The following is a 24,110-nucleotide window of genomic DNA, read 5'->3' on the forward strand; positions in this document are numbered from 1 at the left end:
TTTTAGTGGGCTTTCAAGAGGGATGCGAGTGCTTCAGCAGGCATGGGTCGGGCAAAGAGATACCCTTGACCATAATCACACCCCAGTCGCTGCAGGATGTGCAGTTGCTCGTGGGTTTCAATCCCTTCGGCAATAACGCGGTAGCCCAACTCCTGAGCAAGGACTAAAATCATCTTGGTAATTTTGAGGTTGCGCTGGTTGTCTTCCAATTGCTGGACAAAGGCGCGATCCACCTTGAGGTGGTGAATCGGTAGGCTGTGGAGATAACTCAGGCAGGAATAGCCCGTTCCAAAATCGTCAATACTAATTTCAATGTGGCGCTCCCGCAGTGACTCTAGGAGACTCAGCATTTCACTGCCCAATTCAAGGGCGATGCTTTCGGTGAGTTCTAGAACCAACTGTCCTCTGCCCAAGGGATACTGTTGCTGAATGCGGCTAAGGTGGTGGAGGAAACTGGGGTGCTTCAGTGTCTTGGCCGAGACATTCACACTCAGGATCAAGTTGGCTGCCCCTTGGAACTGCTGTTGCCACAACCAAAACTGTCGACAAGCCTGCTCCAAAACCCACTTGTCAAGGTCAACAATCAGCCCTGTATCCTCAGCAATTGAGATGAAAGCACCCGGCAGAATCAGTCCGCGTTCAGGATGTTGCCAACGCACTAGGCTCTCCATGCCCACCAGTTGTTGATCTGCCAAATTAAAAAAGGGCTGATAAAACAGCTGCAGTTCTCCATGGCTGAGGGCATGGCGCAGATCGTGTTCAAGGTGGAGGCGCTCTAGCACCTGTTCGTACATCTGGGCGTTAAAGATGGCGTAGCGTCTTGTGGAGTGGGCTTTCGCTTGATACAGGGCAATATCGGCATCCCTAAGGACAGCAAAAGCCGTTTTATACTCATTTTGGGCAAAGACGACACCAATACTACTGCTGAGGAAAATTTGCCGCTCCTCTACGACCAAGGGTTCTTGGAGGCAACGGGTAATTTGCTCGCAAAGAGCAATGGCACTCTCCAAGTTGGGTAAAGCGGTTGCCAAAATCACAAACTAATCTCCGCCGAGGCGAGCCACAATATGCCTATTTTCGATGAGACGCCGCAGCAAAGTGGCAAAGGCAATGAGCAGGCGATCGCCCACTGCATGGCCGAGGCTGTCATTGATCACCTTAAAGCGATCCACATCCAAAAACAGCACGGCATAGTGAAGCTCAGGATTCCTTTGAGCTGCGGCAATTGTGGCTGCCAACTGCTCCATGAAGTAGAGGCGGTTGGGCAACCCTGTCAGGGGATCGTGATAGGCCTCATGCTCTAGCTGCAATTGCACCTGTACCCGACTGGTGACATCGCGGGAACTGGTCTGCAACTGTTGCAATTGTCCCTGACTGTCGTAGCGGGGCTTGAAGAGGGTTTCTAGCCAGAGCAACTCCCGATTCGCTGTACAGGCTCGATGGGTGATGGGCCAAAACCGCTGCTGCTGAATCATCTGTTGCAGTTCCTGCTTGACCCGCGATCGCTCATCGGGATGGCACAACTGCGTAAAATGCTGACCAATGAGCCTCCCAGAAGACCAACCCAATAGGGTTTCATAGGAGGGACTAACATACAAACACCGGCCTTCCCGATCTAAAAGGCACACAATATCGGTCATGTTTTCCGCCAGCAGTCGATAGCGTTCTTCGCTTTCGCGCAGCGCCAGTTCAGCAGCTTTGCGGTCTGTAATATCAATATGGGTACCCACCACCTTAGAGGGGCGATCTTGGGCATCCCGAATTAACACGGCATTGCTGTGGAACCAGCGGTAGGTTCCATCGTGGTGGCGCAGGCGAAAATCAATGTCATAGTCCGCTTCACCGCGCAGAAATTGCTCGTAGGCCGCAAGGGCGCGATCGCGATCCTCGGGATGGAGTTGCTCCTGCCAATCTGCGCAACTGAACGCTTCAGTCCTAGGCAGGTCGCCCAGCTGGGCTCTGTGGGTTGGCGAAACAAGCATGGTTCCCGTAGAGAGGTCATGAAAATAAAAGCCAATCTTGGAAGCACGGATAGCCACCTCTAGCTGGGCCTGCTGCTCCTTGAGGCGCTCTTCGGCCAAATGGCGCTCAGTGACATCCAACATCACGGTGTACCAGACCACGACCCCATTAGCCGCCAGTGTGGGCTGTCCGGCACCCTCTAGCCAGCGCACTTCGCCGCTGGTGGGATGAATAATGCGCCATTGCCAAAGCCATGGCGTCAAATTTGCCGCAGAACAGAGAACCGATTGCCATGTGGCTTCCCGATCCTCTGGATGTACCAGCTGCCACAAACTTTCACCATCCTCAGCAGCCACCGCCGCCGGGATGCCCCAAAGACGTTCGCACATTGGATTCAGATAAAATACCCGATTGCGACCATCGGGGTACTGTTCATAGCGAAACAGGGCACCAGGTAGGTGAAGAGCTGTCAAACGAAACCGTTCTTCACTCTTGCGCAATGCCGCGGCAAGACGGGAACGTTTAGCCAGTTCTTTGCGGGCTTGGGCGTATAGATTGGCCTGGTAAACCGCCACCTCCAGTTGGGTGGCAATGGTACGCATAAAATTGATTTCCACTTCTGACCACGCATGGGTTTGGTGCGGCACAAACAAACTCAGGCTGCCCCAAGGGCGCTCTTTAACAATCAAAGGCACCAGTAACCATGCCCCCGGCAATTGTTCCGCAAAGGCTCGATTCACTGCATCGGTCAGTTGGCAGGTGTCGGCGATGGCAACCACTTCTCCTGCCTTCAGCCGTGTGGCCAAGGGATTGTCCTGATCTGGGATTTCAAAGCCAAGAAACCGCGGCGCATTGGCATCGCTGTGATATTCAGCAACCGGCTGCCACACCTGCCTTTCCGGAAGGTAGCGAACCACACAGGCATCCCATCCCAGCCCTATTTCCACAATTTCCCGCACAGCGGTGTCAAAGATGGTTTCAAGGTCAAGGGAATTGCGGATGGCTTGGATGACACGATTGAGAGCCTGCTCGCGCAGTAGTTGATTTTTGAGCGTGGTCACATCTCGGCCAACGGATTGAATCCCACTGAGGGAACCATCAGCCGTAAAAACCCCTGAATTCAGCCACTGGATCCAGCGACTCCCTTTTTGGGGATGAGGTAGGCAACTTTCGCAGGTAAATAGGGGCGCAGCGGGTGTAAGCTGCATCACCTGCGCTTGGAAACAAACGGCATCTTCACAGCAGACCAACTCCCCTAAGGGGCGACCAATGACTTCAGCAGCAGAACAGTTAAAGAAGCGGCAAAAGGCCTCATTGGCAAATAGGATGGTGGTATCTGGGTGCAGGGATAGAAGAAAATCACCTTGGTCTTGGAAGATGCCGGAGTCACACTGCCTAGAATCAGGCTGCTGCTGACGAGAACAGGCAAGCCCTTGGGGCTGTATTTTCTGAGGTTGGTGCCCAGTAATGTCCTGAAACGTGAGCACAATGCACTGCAGATTGCCGCTGGGATCAACAATGGGGCGGGCGTGGATTGCTAGGGTTAATCGCCGATCGCTCAACAGCAGATCTACGTCCACAGAACAGGGTTCTAAACGCTGGTGGACTTGCCTATTGGGCAACTCTTCCTTGGGATAGGGGCGATCGCTACCGCAGTAGTAAACCTGCAGATTTGCCCAAATGTCGGCTGCCGCCGCTTGGGGATCCGTCACCGCCAAGAGTCTCTGGCCAAAGGGGTTAATGTAGCTAATTTCCCCCGCAGGATCAGCAAGAGCCACAGCAATCGGTAACGCCCCTAGGATTGCTGTTAGGTAGTGCCCCCCATCACTTTTCCCCATTCCATCTGATCGGTCGATCACTAAATCTGCACCGCCACTGGCATTGGGGGTGGCAGGCCTTAGGAAAGCGGGGAACAAACTATCCATAGGATTAATCGTAGGAAGTTACTGGGGCTCCAGCTAAGCGCAGCAGCTTTCTGATTACATATTCGTAATAATTACGATGATACTTGCTATTATTTTTTTTTTTTTTTTGACATATAACTGATTTATAACTAATTTTCTTAAGAAGTATAAAGTAATTTCCTATTCTCCTTCCCTGGTTTTGAGTGTGGCTTCCCGCTGAGCCAGCCAGCGCGCATACAGATCTGGGCGGCGTTGACGAGTGCGTTCAATTTGCTGTGCCCGCCGCCAAGCAGCAATTTCCCCATGGTGACCAGAAAGTAAGACCGGCGGTACCGTCCACCCCCGAAACTCTGCGGGTCGAGTGTAGTGGGGATAGTCCAATAGACCGTCCTCAAAACTGTCTTGATGCAGGGAAGCCGCTTTGCCCACCGTGCCGGGCAACAGTCGCAGCACACCATTGAGAATCACCAGAGCTGGAATTTCCCCACAAGTGAGAACAAAGTCGCCAATGGAGATCTCTTGGGTCACCAAATGCTCGACGACCCGCTCATCTACGCCCTCATAGTGACCACAGAGAATCACTAGTTGATCTCGCTCCTGCGACCAATGCCAGAGGTGCTGTTGGGTCAGGGGTTGCCCTTGGGGGGTGACATAGATTACTTCACGGCGGGGCAAGGAGGGCAGCGATTCCACCGCCGCAAAGAGGGGTTCAGGCTTCATCACCATGCCCACACCCCCCCCGTAGGGTTCATCATCCACCCGCTGGTGCTTATCAGTACTAAAGTCACGCGGATTCGTCAGGACGACCTCGGCAATCCCCCGTGCCAAGGCTTTGGCCATTAAGCCACTGCCGAGGGGGGAGGCAAAGAAGTCTGGAAAGAGGGTAATAATATCGAAACGCATTACTGACGGTGGCAAGAGAGGGAACCATAGTAGGCAAGGGCGCGCAATTGGCTGAGGGCACACAGTTGCTCTTGTTTCCACATTTGCTGGGTTTCTGGTGCTGGGGGAGGTGACTGGACACCAAAGAGTTGATTGATCAAAGGGGAGCGATCGCGCCGAAAACGGACAAGGGCATATTCTCCTTCCTTGAGCTTGGCAGCACTAGCAAGGGCACTGAGGGTGTCTGGACGGCTGCGGGTGCCATCAATGAGGCGATAGCGCTGCGCCTGCTCGTTACTGAAAATCATCGCTCCCATGTCGTTGCGAATAACGTTGGGATCAATGCCCCGTGCCTGCGCCACATGATTAATAAACTTGCTGTACTCCTGTTCAAGGCCGGCTTGGAAGACTTCAATTTCTTGGGGAGTGAGGCGACGGAAGGGATTGCCAATATCTTTGCTACGACCGGCGCTCAGTGTCCGTTCTTCAATACGGTTGGCAGTAACGCCTCCCATCAATAGGCCATTATCGAGACTGGTGGGGCGATCGTAGTAGAAAACACTAGGGCCGAGAATGCCAATACTGCCAATCATGCTGCCGTGATCAGCGTAGATCCGATCCGCTGTCACCATAGCCCAAACGCCACCGGAGGCAGAAATGCCCTCAATAAAGGCATAGACTGGTTTTTGGGTGGCTGCGCGGTAGCTCCTAATGCCTTCGGCGATCGCCTGCGAGCCAAAGATCGTGCCGCCGGGAGTGCTGATATTGACAAAGACAGCCTTAATCGTTTCGTCCTTAGCCGCCTCTGCCAACTGCCGCTGCACTTCATAGCCGTAGGTGACACCGACAAGGGGCGCAAAGAAGCTATCTTCTTCGTTTTGCGGGCTGCCGAGAATTGGCCCAGTAATGTCAATTCTGAGAATGCGATCGCGACTGCCCTCCTTGCCGCTGACGTGCTCGTAGGGACTGGTTTCACTGGCGGGCGCCAACAAGACCCCGAGGAGGGCAAAGAAGATCGTGGCACTGAAGCCCACCACCCCCAATGTGAAAAAAAAGGTTAGCGTGCCAAAAAAGATCACACCGCAGCGGTGAAACACACTGGGCCAAAAGGGGGGAAGGGAGCGCGTCATAGAGGAGGAAAGGGTTGAGTATAATCTGAAAAGTTTTTAGTCAAATGTTTTACTTATTTTAGCCGCCCCCTGCGGTTTTCTCCTGTTTTTGCCCCTCACAAGCCACCCTTGCCGTGTTGACCTGTCACGATCCTTTTGCGAGGTAGGTTCTCTCTACGAATGAAACCCTCGATGACCGCTGAGCAGTATCTCAATCACCCCACCTTTGGCTTGCTTTATGGGGTGTGCCCTATTGATGAGCATCGGCAACTTTTTACCACGTTGTATGCACAGCGGCTGTTCTTCATTGTCAGCCAACGGCCGGCAGGGATGGTGTTTGAGTCTATTAGTCGCACCGATGCGCGGATGCTCATTGAACAGCGGTTGCGATCGCTGCGCCGTCTTGGCAAAACTGCTGAATACCAAGCCCTACAAGCGATTCATCGCCAAGCCTTCATGTAACCCGATCCAGATTTCGCTAGACTGAGGCTAGGTTTTGGGGAGCAAGGATGAGCTACGACTATGACCTATTTGTGATTGGTGCCGGCTCCGGTGGCTTGGCGGCCTCAAAGCGGGCAGCTTCCTACGGCGCTAGGGTGGCCATTGCCGAAGGGGATAAAGTCGGCGGTACCTGTGTGATTCGGGGGTGTGTCCCTAAAAAGCTCATGGTCTATGGCTCCAAGTTTAGCCACCTCTTTGAAGACGCTGTCGGCTATGGCTGGCGCCCCGTTGCAGCCAAGTTGAACTGGGAGCGACTGATTCAAGCAGTGAACCAAGAGGTAAATCGCCTCAGCCAACTGCACATTAGCTACCTTGCCAAAGCCGGGGTCGAACTGCTGCCCTTTTTTGCCCGCTTTGCTGACCCCCACACCCTAGAACTCGTGGATCGCCAAGGACAGGTGCAACGGCGAGTGACAGCGGCGAAAATCTTAATTGCTGTCGGGGGCGAAGCGATTAAGCCCAATGTGCCGGGCATTGAACACAGCATTACCTCGCGGGAGATGTTTTTGTTGCCCAAGCAGCCAAAGCGCATGGCTATCCTTGGGGGCGGCTACATCAGTGTTGAGTTTGCCGGCATTATGCAGGGACTCGGCACGGAAGTCATTCACTTTCTGCGGGGCGATCGCCCCCTGCGCGGCTTTGATCAAGACATTCAAGATGGTGTCTATGAGGGGATGATTCGCCACGGCATTGATGTCCGTCCCCAGTGCCACATTACGGGCTTGAAGCTCACCAAGAAGGGCAATATCCGCATTCGCTACGAACAGCAGGGGCAAGCCTGTGAAACTAAAGTTGATACGGTGCTGTGTGCCGTGGGGCGTGCGCCCAACTTGCAGGGGCTAGGTCTTGATCAGGCGGGGGTGCATCTTACGGCCAATAGTCAAGGGATTGTCGCCATTGCTGTGGATGAATACTACCGCACCAATCAAGAACACATTTTTGCTGTGGGGGACTGCACTAACCGCGTCAACCTCACTCCCGTAGCCATTGCCGAAGGACGCGCCTTTGCTGATACGCAATTTGGTAATCTACCGCGCACCCTCAGCTATGAGAATATTCCCTCGGCGGTGTTTTCCCAGCCGGAGGCGGCTTCGGTGGGGCTGTCTGAGGCGCAGGCCAAGGCGAAATTGGGGGAAGAGAATGTGAAAATCTACCGTGCGGCCTTTCGCCCGATGTACCACAGTCTCACGGGTCGAGATGAAAAGGTGATCGTCAAATTGGTGGTGGAGAAAAATACGGAGTGGGTGCTCGGTGCCCACATGGTGGGGGATCATGCGGCTGAGATTATTCAAGGGATCGCGATCGCCCTCAAAATGGGCGCCACCAAGAAGGACTTTGATGCCACGATGGCCATTCATCCCTCGACAGCGGAGGAGTTTGTCACCCTGCGTTAGTGGCCACTTGCACCGGACTGTGGAGCAGCTCTAGGGCCGCCAGATATTGGGGATCTGCTGCTGTACCCATAGCCATGAGACTCTCGGGAGCGTCGAGAACCCGCCGATCTGGCTCAATCCCCACTTTGTTGATGTTGTGGTGATTAGGGGTTTCGTAGCGGGCAATGGTAACCGCAAGGCCAGAGCCATCACTGAGGTTAAAGAGGGACTGAATCGAGCCTTTACCAAAGGTGCGATCGCCCACCAGTCGAGCACGGCCATGATCTTGCAGGGCAGCGGCTAAAATCTCACTGGCACTGGCGGTTCCGCCATTCACGAGAACGACGAGCGGATCATGGGTGAGGGCACCGCCGTTGGCATTGAGGCTATCCACAATCCCTTGGCGATCGACGGTATAGACAATGACCCCCGAATCCAACCACAGTTGAGCAATTTCCACCCCCGCCTGCAACAGTCCCCCCGGATTATTGCGCAGATCAAGAATGTACTCCTCTGCTCCCTGCTGCTCTAGCATTTGAATGGCTTTGCGCATTTCTGTGGCCGCCATAGCGCTAAATTGACCAAGGCGAATATAGCCAATGGTGTGTCCCTGCACTTGGCGAACCTCAGCCATAACCGGATTAATCTCAATGTGTCCCCGTTTCAGGGTGATTTCTTGAGGAGCTTCACTGCCCCGTTGTAACAACAAATGCACAGCAGAACCGGCGGCTCCCCGCATTCTTTCGGCGGCTTCATCAAGGCTGAGCTGGGTGGTGGAGACGCCATCAATGGCAAGAATGCGATCGCGGGGTTGAATCCCCACTTGGGCAGCAGGGGAGCCATCAATCGGGGCAATGACTTCGAGGACACCGGTTTCAGGGTCAGTGCTAATTTGCAAGCCGACACCAGTGAGTTCCCCAGCCGTGGTGGTTTGCAGGCTACGAAATTGGGCGGGGCGCAGTAGCCGTGTAAAGGGATCCTCTAGGCTCGCCAACATGGTTTGAATGGCCTCATAGGTCGCCTCGCGATTGGGTAGGGGACGTTTCAGCGCCTTTTCGCGCACCAGCCACCAGTTTTGGCCATTAAAAGAGGGATCCACGTAGGCTTGGTTGACAATGCGCCATGCCTCATTAAAGAGTTTTTGTTCCTCCGTTAGGGCGATCGCCGAGTCAGTGGGGAAAATGCCCCAGACTCCCACCAAGACCACCAAACAACAAATGAGACGTTGCAGCCAACGAACCCCCATTCCTTCACCTGCTGATTGCTTCTTTTTCCTAAGCTAGCACTAGAAAAATGTTTCGGAAGACACCGTTATGCCTTGAGAACCACCTTGGGATGCAGGCGATCGCCCCCACTCACTCCGATCCCCACACAGGTAGCGGCAAAGGTGACGCCCACGAAACTCTCCGCCGGCGGTAGCCCCTCACCAATCACGGCGCGGCCATGATACCAGTCGTTGAGTTGTACTTCATTGAGTTCAAGCCACGGTAGATGTGAGAGAACCGCTTGGGGCGGGCGCAGTGGTAAATGCTCTGGCGAAATGCTTTCTAGGGAATGGCTCTCCTCAATCCTCAGGCCACCACTTTCAATCCGCTGCAGGGCTGCCAGCGTTCCCCCTACCCCCAGTGCTGTCCCCAAATCGCGGGCAAGGGCGCGAATATAGGTGCCACCGCCACAGGTAATGCGCAGGGTCAATACTGGGTAGTATCCTGCTTGCCAATCTAAGACATCAATGCTGTACACCTCAACAATCCGCGGCGGCACGCTCACGACTTCACCCGCACGGGCACGGGCATAGAGCCGCTGGCCATCCACTTGAATCGCACTATAGGCGGGGGGATATTGCTCAATCTGGCCAATGAATTGGGGAAGCTGTTCCTCAATGGCCTCAAGGGTGAGGTGACTGGCAGATTGTTCTTGGCAAATGTCACCCGTAATGTCATCCGTGGTTGTGGTGATGCCAAAGCGCACCGTGCCAATATAGGCCTTGCGATCGCTCAAATAGGGGAGGAGTCGCGTCGCTGCACCAAGGGCGATCGGCAGCACCCCTGTGGCCATTGGATCTAATGTGCCCCCATGACCAATGCGCTTGAGCCGCAGCCGCTTTCGCAGTTCGTTAATGCAGTCGTGGGAAGTGCAGCCAGCGGGTTTATTCAGATTCAAAAAACCAAACATCAAGGCGTTGCCGTCAAGGGTAAGCCACTCACAAAGCGTTGCAGGGCAGCGATCGCTCGGTTGTAGTCAATGGTAGAACTCAACAGGTTGCTCTGGGCTTGAATCAGAGCCGTTTCTGCATTGCTCACCTCCGCTTGGGTGCCAATCCCTGCTTGGAAGCGCAGACGGGCAAGGCGCAGTCCCTCGGTGGCTTGGCGCACCGCCACTTCATTGGTGCGGATATTTTCCTGACTGGATTTGAGCGTGTAGTAGGCCTGCTCCACTTGAAAGCGAATTAAGTTGCGAAAGGCGGCATACTGGGCTTCAGCGATCGCGGCAGCGCTTTCCTGCTGGGCGGCACTGGCACGGGAGACCCCGCCATCAAAGAGGGTCAGGTTCATTTGACCCCCAACGGTATATCCCCAACGGGGTGCCCTCCCATCTGTGAGGCTATCAAGGGTGTTAAAACTTCCGCCGGCCACCAACTGCGGTCCTAGATTCCCCAAGGCCACCCGGCGCTGCTGCAGTGCTGCATTTCGTTGTGTCAGTTGCTGTTCCAGTTCCACACGATTCCGAAACGCCAAGGCAATGCTCTCCTCAAGAGAGAGTTTCCATTCCCCAACTACCCGAATGGGGTCAGCCGCCCGCACATTGGCTTTGTCATTGAGACTGAGCAGCTGTGCCAGTTGGCGTTGAGCCGTTTGCAGTTGGCTTTGGGCTTGCACGAGTTGCTGTTGGTTATTGGCCAGTTGTACCTGTGCTGTGAGGACATCGAATTGCGTGCCTAAGCCAGCCCGTTCGCGGGCGATCGCATCCCGTAGACTAATTTGCGAGTTTTGTACCGCTGCTTCGCCAATGCGCACCAGCGCCTCCGCCTGTTGAATGTTGTAGTAGGCATTGGTGACATCCTGCCGCAGTTGTTCAAATTCTCGCTGCAGATCCAGTTCGGCATTGCGCACCTGTTCCTGTGCTGCTTTGATACTGCCATCCCGTTGGCCAGAGGTGAAAATATTGTAGCCCAGTTGCACCGTGCTGGTCCAAGTATTGCTCGTGGTGTTGAGCCGCAAGGGGGGTGGTAGTTGGGCATTTTGCAGGCGAATCGCCGCTGAATCCGTGCGACTAATCCCCAATTGCAAGGAGATGCTGGGATAGAGAGCCGCCTCCGCTTGGCGCAGAACCGCCCGACTTTGTTGCAGTTGTGCCTCAAGGATTTGCAGTTGGCGATTATTCCGCCGCGCCAGTTCAATCGCTTCGTTGAGGGTAATGGGGCGATCCAAATCAATTTTTACTTGATCGGGACGACTCGGGAGATAGAGGGGATCGGGATTGGGATTGAAGGGCAGGAGATCGGTGGCCGTAGGGTTGGGTTGGGCGATCGCCCCCCCGCTCATGGTGATCAAGACCCCCACAAGGCTCCCCAGCAGCAGACTGCTTTGTTGGCAGATGGATTGTTGACCCATGCTCACTCCCGACACCGTTACAACTACGGATTCTCGCTACCACATAAGACTATAACAGTCCTTTCTCAAGGAATCGTTACCCAAAAGGCGGTACACTGACACTCAACTGGTTCCAATTCTGCAAAATTCAAGGCTTGATCCAGCGCTGTGGCAACCATTTTACGCACTTGGAGCTATCAATATCCGTGGCTCTACGACACCATTAGTGCCCTCGCAGCAATAACGGTCGGGGGGAGCGATCGCCTGCATCGGTTGGCTTGGCAAGATTTGGACTTACCCCGCAGTGCCGTGGTTTTAGACCTTTGCTGTGCCCATGGCATTGTCACTCAAGCCTTAACTCAAGCCTTTGATCAGGTCACGGGACTAGATGCTTCCCCGAAGGCGATCGCCCGTGCTCGGCAGTGCGTGCCCCAAGCCACCTATGTGGAAGCCTTTGCGGAGAAGATGCCCTTTGCCGATGCCACCTTTGATCTGGTACACACCAGCATGGCGCTGCACGAAATGACTGCGGAACAACTGCGTGCCATTGTGGCGGAAGTGTGGCGGGTTCTCAAGCCCGGTGGCTGGTTTGCCCTGATTGATTTTCATCGTCCCCAAGTGCCTCTCTTTTGGCCGGGGATGGCCCTCTTTTTCTGGCTCTTTGAAACGGAAACCGCTTGGCAACTGCTGCAAACGGACTTAGCTGAGCAGCTACGGTTACAGGGCTTCACTGTCGAGCGGCAGACCTACCACCTCGGGCGCAGCTTGCAGGTGCTCCATGCCCGCAAACCCTGCCCAAAGAATTAAGATATATGAACGATTTACAACACGAGTGCGATAGCGATGGTAAGTTCACTGCCCCAACTGGAGATCAACTTAGAGACCGATGCCGAATTTGTCGCGCGGCACATTGGCATTACGCCCACCGATCTACCCAAAATGTTGAGCCTGTTGGGGTATGGCAGCCTCAAGGAGCTGATCACTGCCGTCATTCCCCCGGAAATTCGCTTGCAACGCCCTCTCGCTCTGGGTGAAGGTCTCAGTGAAACAGCAGCCCTGCAAAAATTACGCACCCTTGCCCAGCAAAACCAAGTTTGGCGCAGCTACATCGGCATGGGCTATTACAACTGCATTACGCCGGCGGTGATTCAGCGCAACATTCTGGAAAACCCCGGCTGGTACACCCAGTACACCCCTTACCAAGCGGAAATTGCCCAAGGACGCCTCGAAGCCCTCCTCAACTTTCAAACCCTTGTCAGCGATCTAACGGGCTTGCCCATTGCCAATGCCTCTCTCCTTGATGAGGCGACGGCTGCCGCTGAAGCCATGACGCTGAGCTTGAATGCCTGCCGTCAAAAGGGAGCCAACCGCTTCTTGGTGGCGCAGGATAGCCATCCCCAAACCCTAGCAGTGCTGCGCACCCGTGCCCTGCCCCTTGGCATTGAGATTGTGCCCATTGACCCGATCGCCAGTGAATTGCCTTGGGAGAATGCCTTTGGCCTGCTCTTGCAATATCCCGCCAGCGATGGTACGGTGCGATCGCCCGAAGCCCTGATTGCCGCTGCCCATGAACAGGGACTCTTGGTGACGGTGGCCACTGATTTGCTGGCCTTGACATTGCTGACACCGCCGGGAGAATTGGGGGCAGATATTGCCGTCGGCAGCTCCCAGCGTTTTGGTGTGCCCTTGGGCTATGGGGGGCCTCACGCCGCCTTCTTTGCCACCCGGGAAGACTTTAAGCGGCAATTACCCGGCCGACTAGTGGGGGTTTCCCACGATGCTCTTGGTCAAAAAGCATTGCGCCTTGCCCTGCAAACCCGTGAGCAGCACATCCGCCGCGAAAAGGCCACCAGTAACATCTGCACTGCCCAAGTTCTCCTCGCAGTTGTTGCCAGTATGTACGCCGTCTATCATGGAGCCGCGGGGCTGCGGCAAATCGCTGAGCGCATCCATCAACGGGCAGTGACCCTAGCAGCAGGCTTAGCAGCAGCGGGCTATCCACTCTACCATTCTGAGTTTTTTGACACCCTACGCATTGGCTTGGGGAACCTGCCAGTACAGGTGCTCAAGGAGCGGGCAGCAGCAGCCCAAATCAACCTGCGTTACTTTGAGGATGGCAGTGTCGGCATCAGCCTCGATGAGACCACCACCGAGCAAGATGTGGCGGATTTACTGGCGCTCTTTGGCACAAGTCCTGCGGCAGTTGCCGCGGGCGATCGCCTACCGCCAACCCTAAAACGCCAATCTGCTTACCTGCAGCACCCCGTCTTTCAGGACTACCACAGCGAACACGCCCTGCTGCGCTACATTCACCGCCTTCAGGCCAAGGATCTCTCCCTCACCACCTCGATGATTCCCCTTGGCTCCTGCACCATGAAGCTCAATGCCACGGCGGAAATGCTGCCCATCAGTTGGCCAGAATTCAATCAACTGCATCCCTTTGCCCCGGCTGAGCAAGCCCAAGGCTATCAGCAGCTGTTCCGTGAGCTAGAGGCAATGCTGGCAGAAATTACCGGCTTTGATGCCATTTCCCTACAACCCAATGCCGGTTCCCAAGGGGAATATGCGGGACTCCTAGTAATTCGCCAGTACCACCACAGCTGCGGCGAAAGCCAGCGCAATGTGTGTTTGATTCCCACCTCTGCCCATGGCACCAACCCGGCCAGTGCGGTCATGGCTGGCATGCAGGTGGTGGCAGTCAATTGCGATGCCCAAGGCAATATTGATGTGGCAGATCTGGCGGCCAAGGCCGAAACCTATGGCGATCGCCTAGCGGCCTTGATGATCACCTATCCCTCGACCCACGGCGTCTTTGAAACGGGAATTCGCCAAATTTGTGAGATCATCCATCGCTACGGCGGTCAAGTCTATATGGATGGTGCCAATATGAATGCCCAAGTGGGGCTGTGCCGTCCGGCGGACTTTGGTGCCGATGTCTGCCATCTCAACCTCCACAAAACCTTTTGTATTCCCCACGGCGGCGGTGGGCCGGGGGTGGGACCCATCGGGGTCAAGGCGCATTTAGCCCCCTTCTTGCCAACCACGCAGCTGATTCCCCAAGGATCGGAAATTGGCCCGGTGACTGCCGCCCCTTGGGGCAGTGCCAGTATTTTGCCGATTTCGTGGATGTACATTACCCTGATGGGGGGGGTGGGGTTGACACGCGCCACCGCAATTGCCATCCTCAATGCTAACTACATTGCCAAACGCCTTGAACCCTACTACCCGGTTCTCTACAAAGGTGCCCACGGTTTGGTGGCCCACGAGTGTATTCTCGATCTGCGTCCGCTGAAAAAATCCGCGGGAATTGAGGTAGAAGATATTGCCAAGCGGCTGATGGACTATGGCTTCCATGCCCCCACCATTTCTTGGCCGGTGCCGGGCACGCTGATGATTGAACCGACAGAAAGTGAAACCAAGGCGGAATTGGATCGCTTTTGTGAGGCGATGATTGCCATTCGCGCCGAAATTGCTGAAATTGAGGCCGGCGTCAGCGATCGCCAGCAAAACCCCCTGAAAAATGCCCCCCATCCCGCCCTGATGCTGGCCACAGAGCCATGGCCTTACCCCTATTCACGGCAAGTGGCTGCCTACCCCGCCCCTTGGCTGCGGGAGTACAAATTTTGGCCAGCGGTTGCCCGCATTGACAATGCCTATGGCGATCGCCACCTCGTGTGTAGTTGCTCAGTGCCCATCACTTCACCAGAGTCTTAAGCAAAGCTGAAATTTTTGCAGCGGTTCGCCATTCTCCTTGTCACCGCTCAAAGGGGGTTGCTAAAAGTAAGGCAGATCAACCCCTAGGGTGGTGTTATGACCTTGGCTAGTCTCGATACCATTGTTCTCTCCCGTTGGCAATTTGCCCTCACGGCCATTTTCCATATGCTCTGGCCGGTCTTGACGACGGGCATGAGCATTTACCTCGTGGTCATTGAGGGGCTATGGCTGAAAACCAAGAACCTGACCTACTATCACCATGCTCGCTTTTGGTCAAAGCTGTACATCCTCAACTTTGGTATTGGCGTGGCTTCGGGGTTGCCCATGGCCTTTCAATTTGGCCTCAACTGGGCACCCTTCTCGGAAGCAGTGGGGGATTTCTTCGGCACTGTCTTGGGGTTTGAGGGCACCATGGCCTTCATGCTGGAAGCCAGCTTCTTGGGCATTATGATTTTTGGCTGGCAACGGGTACCGCCAGTGATGCACTGGATTTCGACCATCTGTGTCGCCTTTGGTGCGAACCTCTCCACCTTCTGGATTCTCTCGGCCAACTCATGGCTCCAGACACCAGCGGGGGGCGTCTTTGTCGAGGGTAAGTTCCGCGTTCAAGACTACTTCCAAGCCATTGCCAACCCCTTCATGGTCAAGAGTTTTTTCCACATGTTCTTTGCCACCCTAGAAACCTCGCTGTTTGTTATTGGCGGCATTAGTGCTTGGTATCTACTGCAAAATCGCCTGCCCAATTTCTTCACGAAATCCCTGAAGGTGGTGTTGGTGATGGCCTTGGTGATTGCACCGCTACAGGTGTTTGTTGGCCACCTCAGTGCTGAGCAGGTCTATCATTACCAACCCGCCAAATTAGCCGCCATGGAAGCCCTCTGGGAAACAATACCCGCAGGCACCCCTGCCGATTGGAGTGTGATTGCCTTACCCAATGAGGCCGCCCAAGCAAATACCTTGGAAGTGAAAATTCCCGGCCTGCTGAGCTACCTACTGGAGTTGAAACCGCAGTTAGACACACCGATCTTGGGCTTGAAGGAGTGGAACGCTAGCGATCGCCCCCATTTGATTGGCCTGATTTACTATTCTTTTCGCCTGATGGTGGCCATTGGTCTGTACCTCGCGGCTCTCGCGATCGTCACCGTTTTTGTCTGGTGGCGCACAGGCCTCGAGGGCGATCGCCTACGCAATTACCAGTGGCTCTGGTGGGGCTGGATCTTTGCAGGACCCTTGGGATACCTTGCCGTCGAAGCCGGTTGGATTGTCCGCTGTGTCGGGCGTCAACCGTGGATTGTCTATGGCCAGTTGCGGACGGCAGAAGCGGCCTCCAATTTACCGCCCCAAGTGGTGCTCTTTTCCCTTAGTGGATTGGTTGCCCTGTACACCATTTTCTTCTTTGCTGCCCTCTTCTTCGGCAGTCGCATCATCCAAAAAGGCCCCAATGTTGCCTTGCCGGTGCCGGGGCTGCACAATGCAGAAGAACTGGAAATCCGCATCAAACTAGCGGAGCACCAACCGGATCGCCGTCCCCTAGAAACTCAACAATAAGGGAGTACACCATGGAACCGAATCCCCTTGCACCCTTGGAGCACTTTTTGCCGCAGGTATGGTTCTTTATCCTAGGGTTGTTTCTCTTTCTCTACATTCTCCTAGATGGGTTTGACCTGGGCATTGGCATTCTTTCTCTCACCAGCAGTAACGAACGGCGCCGCAATATCCTCATGACCAGCCTTGGCAATGTTTGGGATGCCAATGAGACGTGGTTGGTGCTGATGGGGGGGTCGCTGTTTGGTGCTTTTCCCTTGGCCTATGCCACCATCCTCAATGCCCTTTACCTACCCGCAGTGATTATGGTGGTGGGGCTAATTTTGCGGGCAGTGTCCTTTGAGTTTCGCGAGAATGCCAATAATAAACGGGTGTGGAACCTTGCCTTTGGCATTGGCAGTTTTTTGGCTGCCTTGGGGCAGGGCTTTGCGGTGGGCACTGTTTTTGAGGGCATCAAAGTAGATGCTGCGGGTCACTTTGCTGGAGGCATGTGGGATTGGTTGACGTGGCACTCGGTGTTAGTGGCACTGACGCTGATTCAGGGCTATGTGCTGATTGGGTCAACCTATCTGATTTACAAAACCACGGGTGAGTTGCAGCAAACCCACTACCGCACGGCCACGATTGCAGCTTGGACAACGTTTATCGGTGCTGTGTTGATTACCATTAGCGCCCCCATTTTCCATGAGCACCTGCGTGCCCAACTGTTTCAGCCACCGCTGTTCTACATTTTTGCCGCCATTCCCATTTTGGGTATCTTGCTGATTTTTCTATTGCTGCGTAGTTTACAAAAACGGGAAGAAGTCATGCCCTTAGTGTGGACGTTTTTACTGTTTCTCCTGTCATTTATTGGCTTGGGCTTTGTCATTTTTCCAAACATCATTCCCCCCAGCGTCACCATTTACGAAGCCGCCGCCTCTCCTAGCGCCCAAGTCTTTATGCTGATTTTCGTCGCTTTCTTAATTCCAATTATGCTGGCCTACAATCTCTACAATTACTTAGTGTTTCGTGGCAAAGTTGTGGCCTAGGTATTGAAAAAATTCAGGCCTAAAACACCCTAGCAGAGGAGGCAAAACAAGGCACAATAGCAACAGATAGCCTTTTTCTCTCGCTTGAGGACGCATCAGCAGAATTAGCGGCAAGCTTAGCGGCTTTCAATGGTTGTGAAAAGGCTGTTAACTTCCTTTGCTGCTCATTTCCGTCCATGTCCTGTTGGCAAGTTGACCTTTACCGTCGGCCGTTGCGTACCCCCAGTGGTCTTGATCTGTGGGAACTTGTGATTTGTGACCCTGAGGAAAATTTTTACTACACGGCTTTTTGCCCAGAACCCCTCGTGAGCAGTTCATGGCTGGCCACAGAGTTTAAAAGTTGCGGGCAGCCCCTGCCGCAGCGAGTGCAGGTTTTTCGTCCCCAGAGTTTAGGCCTCGTGGAAGTGGCTTGCCAAGAACTCAACCTTCCCCTCGAAGCCACCCGCCGCACCCCGGCTCTAAAGCACTACCTGTGCCAACGCACTCAGGAATACCAAAGCCTGAAAACCTACACCGGTGAAGCCTACGATCCCTTGGCCATTGAGCAGCCGCCGCCATTGCCCCTGCCCGATGATATTTGGGGAGATTCTTGGCAGTTTGCAGCAATTACTCCCCCCGACTTGGCACAACTGATGCAATATCCGCTGCGGATTCTGGCCTTTGAGATGGCAATGTTGCCAGAGTCTTTGGGGCTGGCTCCCGATACGTTGATTCCGGGAATTATTCTCTATGGCGGTCGCAAGTCCCTGAAGCTAGCGCGGTGGTTCCAAGAGCAACTGCCCTATCGTTTGGAGTTTGTGCCGGGGCAACCCTGTGGGGTGGTGTTGCACAGCGGCTTGCGCGATCGCTGGGTCTTTTTGACGTTTGAAGATACTGACATTGCTCGGGCAGGGGAAGTGTTTCGCGATCGCCTGCGCTCCACTCAGGGTCTGCACTTTCTTCTCATTCAACCGACTCCCAATGACACCACCTACACGGCTCTCTGGCTGCTCCAACCTCTTGAATAGCCTAAGGTTTGAGCCGTCCCTGTTCTAAGCTTTCCTGCAGGGCACGGGTTTCATCCAAAACCGTTTCAATGCCTTCAAGGTGGGTCTGCCGCACAAAATTAATTTTGATTTCCTCTAGCCACATCACCAACAGATCTTGAATCACCTTGCCCACCTGTTCCTCTTGGAGTTCGGCAGTCAGGGTTTGGCCAAATTTTTGCGCCAGTTGACTCACCAGTAATGCGCCTTCGCGGGGTGGATTGCCTTGGTGTTTGCTCGCTTGCTCCAATAGCAGAAAGAGGCGATCGCTAATCTCCTTGGCAAGGGATTGGTGCCAGTGGCGCGGTAAGGCCTCAAGGGATGGAATTTCCAATAGCCGCCGATAGGGGGGCGCTTGCCGCAGGACTTGATCGACACTGTAAGCCACTAAGCCTTCCACTTCTGGTCGCAGTTGGGGGATCACGCGGTAAATGACTACCTGCACAACTAAGGCTGCCAGTTCCCCCAGTTCATCAATGTCATTGAGCGTCTTGCTCCCTTGGCCGCCAGAGACACGCGGTAGCCAGCGACTCAATTGGCCGCGACGGATTGCTTTTTGCAGTTGGGTGAGGACTTGCAGGACAACCACTTCCGAAATATCGGTGGCGATCGCTGCCACAACCCCCTGCGACGCCTGCCGCTCAAGGGTATCAAGGCAGATAATCTCCGCTTGATCCAAGCGAATGGTCACTGGGATAATCCGCAGCCATGCCCACGTCGGTGCCAACCACCAAAAGGGAAAAAAGAGGAGCACATCATACCAGCGCCAAAACATGGCATCTCGCCAGTGATAAGCGCGATACTGGCGACTCAGCCAAAACGTCCGCCCCAAAAATTCAACAAAGAACAGGAGAGTGAAGGGAAGATCAATGGCATCAAAGCGGTCAATAAAATTTCCATCCTCACCGTAGCGGCGCCAATAGTTGGTAGCCATCAGGGGAATGATCTGCGCCTCAAACCAAGCAAGGCTGGTCTGCCAGTCCCGTTCATTGATGTACTCCGGACTCCAAAAGCGCTCAAAGGACTGTTTAGAGGAGGCATTGCGATCGCCAAAGACCCGCAACCGCATCAGGTTCTTGATTCGCTCAAGGGTGCCGGTTTTATTGGCAAGGGCAAAGGGGTCGGTGTCCACCATAGTTTTACTCTGCTCGCGCAACTGAGCTAGGAGTGCTTGCGTCGCCGCGGCATCCACCCCTTCAGTGGTAATCGTTTGCCGGAGTTGGTTGACCGTGTTGATGTACCGCTCCGTCGTCCGGTGGGGTTCGATTCCCTTAATGGGGTCATAAAGGGCAGTCATCGGCAAGGGCTGGGGCAGATAAATCACCCGCTGAATCAGGGGAATGCGGACCTTTCCCAAAAGCCAGAAGTCCCGTAGGGGAATATAGGTGAGATCAAAGAGCACCAACAGAAAATTGGCGCTGGCAATGGCCACCATGATCCGCTCATAGGTTCGATTCAATGGTTTATCAAACATCTGGCTCCCCTAGCGCAAGCGGACATAGCCGGCTTTTTCAATTGCGGCTTGACCCTGATCCGTTAATAACAGGTCTGCATAGGCACGACCGGCTTGGGCATCCGGGCTATTGTCATCCTTAGTAATGACAAACAGACGACGGGTGAGGGGGTAACTGCCCTCCTGAAAGGCGCGATAGTTCAGCGTATTCCGTCGCTGTGGACATTGAGACGGATCCACATAGGGCTCCTGATAGGGGGGAACATACTGATTGGGCTGCCGTCCCAAGGGCAAGGGTCGCACACTACACTGACCAACAATTTCCGGTGCCGAGGCATAGTAAATGCCGCCGGGGGTCGCCCCCACCCGCCGTAGGGCATCTGTGGTATCCCGCACCATCACCACCTTGGGACTGAATGGCTGGTTCCCCAAGACATCTTGGACGAAAAACTCTACCGTTCCGCCATCTTCCAGCCGCCGTGAAAAGGGAGTAATGGCTAGATTCGGACCGCCCACTTGGCTCCAGTTCGTGAGTTTTCCGGTATAAATATCAACCACTTGCTGTACCGTGAGGCCAGGAATCTGGAGGTTGGGATTGACAGCGATCGCGATGCCATCGATCGCCACCGGTAGTTCCAGCAATTTTATCCCTTGGCTCTGCGCCTGCTGCCGCTCCTGTGGATTGAGGGAGCGCGAGGACTGGGCAAAGGCAAGTTGATTATTGAGAACCATGCGAATGCCACTGCCCGAGCCTGGCGTGCCGGTGGGGGGGTTGGTGTAGCGCAGGCGAAAATTGGGCCAAGCTAACTGAATCAGGGGATCGACATCGCGGCGAATCGGTGCCCACGTCGTACTGCCCCCGTATTGAAACGTACCACTGGGAACATTGCTGACATCGCTGAAATTCGCAGCCGCCATCTCTGGCGTACTCTGGGGCACCCCCAAGTTTTCAGTCACCTGTTCAAGGGGATTTTGATTGCCCAGTAACCGAATCACGAGCACCGCCCCCACCCCCAATAGACCACAGGTGAGGACAAGAGACACCAGCAAAGGCAGCAGGTTGCTATTGCGAGACATGGCAAAACCAGTCAAAACTCTGACCCTAGCCTAGCTCAAGGTTGTCCCCACACTGATCTTTTTTTAGCCAATGTTTAGGTTTAGACGCCGTGGTGCAGGGTTTTTACCCACTTGAGACGCTTCGCCCGTACGGCCATACGCAGCGTCGTCGTACTCACCACTGGTAACCAATGGAGCATATAGAGGGTTCCCCGCAAACTTTGCCAAAAGAGTTGCCAGATGCTCACCGATTGTGCCTGCGGAATGCCCCGCAACATCCCCACCATCGAAATCGTAAAGCTCAGTGTCGTCAGGGGTACTAGCATCGGGCTGCGGTGACGCAGTAGAGCCATCAGCAGGTCGGGAATTGTGGCCGTGGGAATGGCGTATTTGATCAAAAACCAGCAGAGCACATCCCAACTTTTTTGCCAGCCAAGGCGATTGCGCAGCAGCGGTTGCCAGTAGTCCAAGTAGCTTTGATAGCCCCCTTCAGCCCAGCGGTTGCGTTGGTGCCACAGCGCCACGAGTGTGGTCACCCCCTCCTCCTGTACCGCTGGATTCATCAGCACGTCAATCTGCCAGCCATGGAGATGCAGCTTCAGACTGAGATCCAGATCGTCAGTAATGGTTTCTTCATTCCAGCCGCCACAGCGCTCTAGAGCTTGCCGCCGCACAAATTGGCCATTGCCCCGCAATTCCCCCATACCCCCGCAGGCGACCCGCTGCTGTTGATAGTAGGCATCGAGGATCATTTCTGCCGCTTGGCCTTGGGTCAGCAAATTGATGTCGGCATTACTAATTGCTTTGCGCACTTGCACCGCGCCAACGCTGGCCACCTGAAAGCGGTTGACCACCTCTTGCAATAAATCTTGGGGTACCGTGGCATCGGCATCAAAGACACCAATAATCTCCCCCCGCGTCAGGGGCAGGACTTGATTGAGGGCACCGGACTTACCCCCGCCCGCCCCCGGCAGCCGCCGCAGCACTTTGAGGTGAGGATATTGCTTTTGTAGTTCACTCAAAATATCGGGGGTGCGATCGCTACTGTTGTCATCAATAATCCACACCTCGTAGTGGGGATAATCCAAGCGGCAAAGGTTTTTGACGAGGCGACCAATCACCGCCTCTTCATTTTTCGCCGCTACCACCAAAGACACCATCGGCTGCACACTTTCTGCCGTCTCCAACGCAGGTAGCGTTTGTGGCTTGGCTCGCCAGTAGCGCAGTGTTTGCAAGCTCATTAGCAGCGTTAGGGCATAGATCAGCCAAATGCCACCCACAATCAGATGCAGGGCGATCGTGCTCCCCCAAATCAGAGAAAGCGCTAGGAAAGCCTTGCGACGGCGACCCTCAGAACGCGGTTGTAATGGAGGACTCTCTGGGGCATCAACCCACTCCGACAGGAGTTCGTCGAGGGGATCGGCTTCGTTGTAGAAACTGTTTTCGGGCCAGGAATTCTCCGGCATAGGTCACCTGATTGAGAAACCAGTACTTATCCACTCCCTTAAAGAAGCTGGGAATGAGATAACACCACACTGTGCAGCCTTCGCAGACGGAGAGTCGGCCTTGGGAGCGGCGATACTCCTCTACCACCTCGGAGGACTTGTACAGCTCGTACAGGCGACCGTTGATGGGGACTCCCTTCTGCGCAAAGTGGTAGCAGGGTAGAAGCAACTCATCATTGGGGGAAATGGCAATCACCGCATCCACCGCCTTGCAACGGGGATTTTGGGTATTGTTTCCCCCCGCACGGATGAGGGCTAATGCTGCCTTATTGTAACCAACATTGTTATACTTCTTCGCATTTTGTTCAATGTGGTCGGCAATTTCAGGGGTGGGGTTCTTCTTGTCGTTGTAGTGTTCATGGGCGGTAAAAGCGGGATTCAACCAAACCCGTACCCCTAGACTTTGGGCAAATTCGGCCACCTCACCAATCCGTTCATAATTTTGAGCAGTGACGGTGTGATTCAGCACTGGATATTCACCAAGCTCAAGGGCAATTTTGACGGACTCCACCAACGTGTCAAAAATTTTCACGCCCCGCGACTGATCATGGGTGGCCGCATCAGGCCCATCGAGGGAGAAGTTCAAGAAATCCACCAAGCCCTGAATTTCCCTAGCACGGCGGGGATAGAGAATCGTGTTGGTCGTCATGCTGGTGATGAAACCCAGACGCTTGGCTTCACGGTAGATGGCTGGGGCATCGGCACGCAGCAGCGGTTCACCCCCCGTAAAGTCCACATATTTGACCCCCAAACGTTTCAAATCGCGGAGATTGGTTTGGATGGCGCTAAAATCAGCTTCTTTGCCCGGTTCCAGTGCCCAAATGTCGCAAAAGTGGCAGCGGGCGTTACAGCGGTAGGTCAGGTAGTAGTTAGCAACCAGTGGACGCATTGAGTCTCTTCCTTAACGAATTCAAGCAAGGCCAAAATGAATAAAGCAGTCAATGAGTTTATGCAAGCAATTGAAAAATTTCTAGACAAAACTTCATCAGAGTTTGAGTTGCTGAACAGTTTAGCACTCTGCTGAGCTGAGGAATGGAGATCTATCCCTGAAGCGGCTGCAAGTTTAGCAATGCTTATTATTGATAAATATTTTTTATATTAAAAGCGTATTGCTATTTGCCTAAATTATCTTTTACCGTGAGGGTATGCGCAATTGTGAGGATAGCCCCATGAATCAACGCCTTGCCCAACGCACGTCTACTTCATTTAACGACCAAAATCCGTCAGTGGCTAATGACTTATCCGATCACAACGCCAGCGATCGCCCACCGCATTTGCCGCCTTATTCCAGCCCAATCTCCCTTTGCCCGCACCCTCTGCTTCTTGGGTCGGCCAGTCATCACCATTCCCCTCTGTGTAAACTCAATCCCTTTTATGAAGAAGTCGTGATGCTGCGGTTTCGTGCCCTCACCGACCTCAGCAATGTCTGGCAAGAGGACATCAGCCAATACGTCTAGGCA

19 protein-coding genes and 1 pseudogene are annotated in these 24,110 nt (G+C 54.3%); 9 read left to right on the forward strand and 11 right to left on the reverse strand.

The features are described from left to right. Nucleotides 1–2 precede the first annotated feature (2 nt). The 4 genes and pseudogenes from RHJ80_RS00850 to RHJ80_RS00865 form a co-directional block, all read right to left on the reverse strand. A complete protein-coding gene (locus tag RHJ80_RS00850) occupies nt 3–794 on the reverse strand; it encodes an EAL domain-containing protein (RefSeq protein ID WP_310801684.1) in 792 nt (263 codons plus the stop codon). A gap of 87 nt (nt 795–881) precedes the next feature. Further along, nucleotides 882–3,887: pseudogene (locus tag RHJ80_RS00855) on the reverse strand (PAS domain S-box protein); the annotation flags it as partial. Nucleotides 3,888–4,046: 159 nt separating this feature from the next. Continuing rightward, on the reverse strand, nt 4,047–4,769 hold the full coding sequence (trmD, locus tag RHJ80_RS00860) for a tRNA (guanosine(37)-N1)-methyltransferase TrmD (RefSeq protein WP_310801277.1): 723 nt from the start codon (nt 4,767–4,769) through the stop codon (nt 4,047–4,049). Continuing rightward, a complete protein-coding gene (locus tag RHJ80_RS00865) occupies nt 4,769–5,878 on the reverse strand; it encodes a S49 family peptidase (RefSeq protein WP_310801278.1) in 1,110 nt (369 codons plus the stop codon). The genes trmD and RHJ80_RS00865 overlap by 1 nt, the downstream gene beginning before the upstream one ends. A gap of 171 nt (nt 5,879–6,049) precedes the next feature. Here RHJ80_RS00865 and pipX point away from each other — a divergent pair, with 171 nt between their 5' ends. Beyond that, the gene (pipX, locus tag RHJ80_RS00870; RefSeq protein WP_315863353.1) at nt 6,050–6,319 is read left to right on the forward strand and encodes a transcriptional coactivator PipX; all 270 of its coding nucleotides are present in this window, start codon (nt 6,050–6,052) and stop codon (nt 6,317–6,319) included. Between the two features lie 47 nt (nt 6,320–6,366). After that, nucleotides 6,367–7,752 (forward strand): glutathione-disulfide reductase, encoded by a 1,386-nt coding sequence (gene gor / locus RHJ80_RS00875; protein ID WP_310801280.1) that lies wholly within the window; start codon nt 6,367–6,369, stop codon nt 7,750–7,752. Here the strand turns inward: gor and ctpA are convergent. The 3 genes from ctpA to RHJ80_RS00890 all read right to left on the reverse strand — a co-directional run bounded on the left by ctpA (nt 7,739) and on the right by RHJ80_RS00890 (nt 11,345). After that, complete coding sequence (gene ctpA, locus RHJ80_RS00880) at nt 7,739–8,977, reverse strand: carboxyl-terminal processing protease CtpA (protein WP_310801281.1); 1,239 nt, start codon at nt 8,975–8,977, stop codon at nt 7,739–7,741. The genes gor and ctpA overlap by 14 nt on opposite strands. A gap of 65 nt (nt 8,978–9,042) precedes the next feature. Continuing rightward, a complete protein-coding gene (truB, locus tag RHJ80_RS00885) occupies nt 9,043–9,906 on the reverse strand; it encodes a tRNA pseudouridine(55) synthase TruB (protein ID WP_310801282.1) in 864 nt (287 codons plus the stop codon). Next, nucleotides 9,906–11,345, reverse strand: coding sequence for a TolC family protein (locus RHJ80_RS00890; protein WP_310801283.1), 1,440 nt, complete (start codon nt 11,343–11,345; stop codon nt 9,906–9,908). The genes truB and RHJ80_RS00890 overlap by 1 nt, the downstream gene beginning before the upstream one ends. 147 nt (nt 11,346–11,492) lie before the next feature. Between RHJ80_RS00890 and RHJ80_RS00895 the strand changes: the two genes are divergently transcribed. The 5 genes from RHJ80_RS00895 to RHJ80_RS00915 all read left to right on the forward strand — a co-directional run bounded on the left by RHJ80_RS00895 (nt 11,493) and on the right by RHJ80_RS00915 (nt 18,618). Beyond that, nucleotides 11,493–12,131 carry a methyltransferase domain-containing protein gene (locus RHJ80_RS00895; RefSeq protein ID WP_310801284.1) on the forward strand — a complete coding sequence of 213 codons (639 nt, stop codon included), beginning with the start codon at nt 11,493–11,495 and terminating at the stop codon, nt 12,129–12,131. A gap of 36 nt (nt 12,132–12,167) precedes the next feature. Next, the gene (gene gcvP / locus RHJ80_RS00900) at nt 12,168–15,038 is read left to right on the forward strand and encodes an aminomethyl-transferring glycine dehydrogenase (RefSeq protein WP_310801285.1); all 2,871 of its coding nucleotides are present in this window, start codon (nt 12,168–12,170) and stop codon (nt 15,036–15,038) included. 96 nt (nt 15,039–15,134) lie between these two features. Continuing rightward, nucleotides 15,135–16,586, forward strand: a complete 1,452-nt coding sequence (locus RHJ80_RS00905) for a cytochrome ubiquinol oxidase subunit I (protein WP_310801286.1) — start codon at nt 15,135–15,137, stop codon at nt 16,584–16,586. Between the two features lie 11 nt (nt 16,587–16,597). Further along, a complete protein-coding gene (gene cydB / locus RHJ80_RS00910) occupies nt 16,598–17,611 on the forward strand; it encodes a cytochrome d ubiquinol oxidase subunit II (protein WP_206200665.1) in 1,014 nt (337 codons plus the stop codon). A 176-nt stretch (nt 17,612–17,787) separates the two neighbouring features. After that, on the forward strand, nt 17,788–18,618 hold the full coding sequence (locus RHJ80_RS00915) for a Tab2/Atab2 family RNA-binding protein (RefSeq protein WP_310437850.1): 831 nt from the start codon (nt 17,788–17,790) through the stop codon (nt 18,616–18,618). A gap of 1 nt (nt 18,619) precedes the next feature. On the opposite strand, the gene RHJ80_RS00920 is transcribed toward RHJ80_RS00915, so the two are convergent. The 4 genes from RHJ80_RS00920 to RHJ80_RS00935 form a co-directional block, all read right to left on the reverse strand. Further along, entirely contained in the window at nt 18,620–20,110 is a 1,491-nt protein-coding gene (locus RHJ80_RS00920) for a hypothetical protein (RefSeq protein ID WP_310743958.1), read from the reverse strand. Between the two features lie 9 nt (nt 20,111–20,119). Beyond that, nucleotides 20,120–21,166 carry a PstS family phosphate ABC transporter substrate-binding protein gene (locus RHJ80_RS00925; protein ID WP_302678611.1) on the reverse strand — a complete coding sequence of 349 codons (1,047 nt, stop codon included), beginning with the start codon at nt 21,164–21,166 and terminating at the stop codon, nt 20,120–20,122. Between the two features lie 80 nt (nt 21,167–21,246). After that, entirely contained in the window at nt 21,247–22,611 is a 1,365-nt protein-coding gene (locus tag RHJ80_RS00930) for a glycosyltransferase family 2 protein (protein WP_302678612.1), read from the reverse strand. Further along, nucleotides 22,532–23,539, reverse strand: a complete 1,008-nt coding sequence (locus tag RHJ80_RS00935) for a radical SAM protein (protein WP_206200669.1) — start codon at nt 23,537–23,539, stop codon at nt 22,532–22,534. Before RHJ80_RS00935 ends, RHJ80_RS00930 begins: the two co-directional genes overlap by 80 nt. A gap of 344 nt (nt 23,540–23,883) precedes the next feature. Between RHJ80_RS00935 and RHJ80_RS00940 the strand changes: the two genes are divergently transcribed. Continuing rightward, a complete protein-coding gene (locus tag RHJ80_RS00940) occupies nt 23,884–24,039 on the forward strand; it encodes a Mo-dependent nitrogenase C-terminal domain-containing protein (RefSeq protein WP_255521475.1) in 156 nt (51 codons plus the stop codon). Beyond that, the gene (locus RHJ80_RS00945) at nt 24,003–24,107 is read left to right on the forward strand and encodes a Mo-dependent nitrogenase C-terminal domain-containing protein (RefSeq protein WP_255521522.1); all 105 of its coding nucleotides are present in this window, start codon (nt 24,003–24,005) and stop codon (nt 24,105–24,107) included. The genes RHJ80_RS00940 and RHJ80_RS00945 overlap by 37 nt, the downstream gene beginning before the upstream one ends. Nucleotides 24,108–24,110 lie beyond the last annotated feature (3 nt).

Origin of the sequence: Thermosynechococcus sp. QS41, assembly GCF_031583515.1 — a bacterium.
Classification (GTDB): Bacteria; Cyanobacteriota; Cyanobacteriia; order Thermosynechococcales; family Thermosynechococcaceae; genus Thermosynechococcus.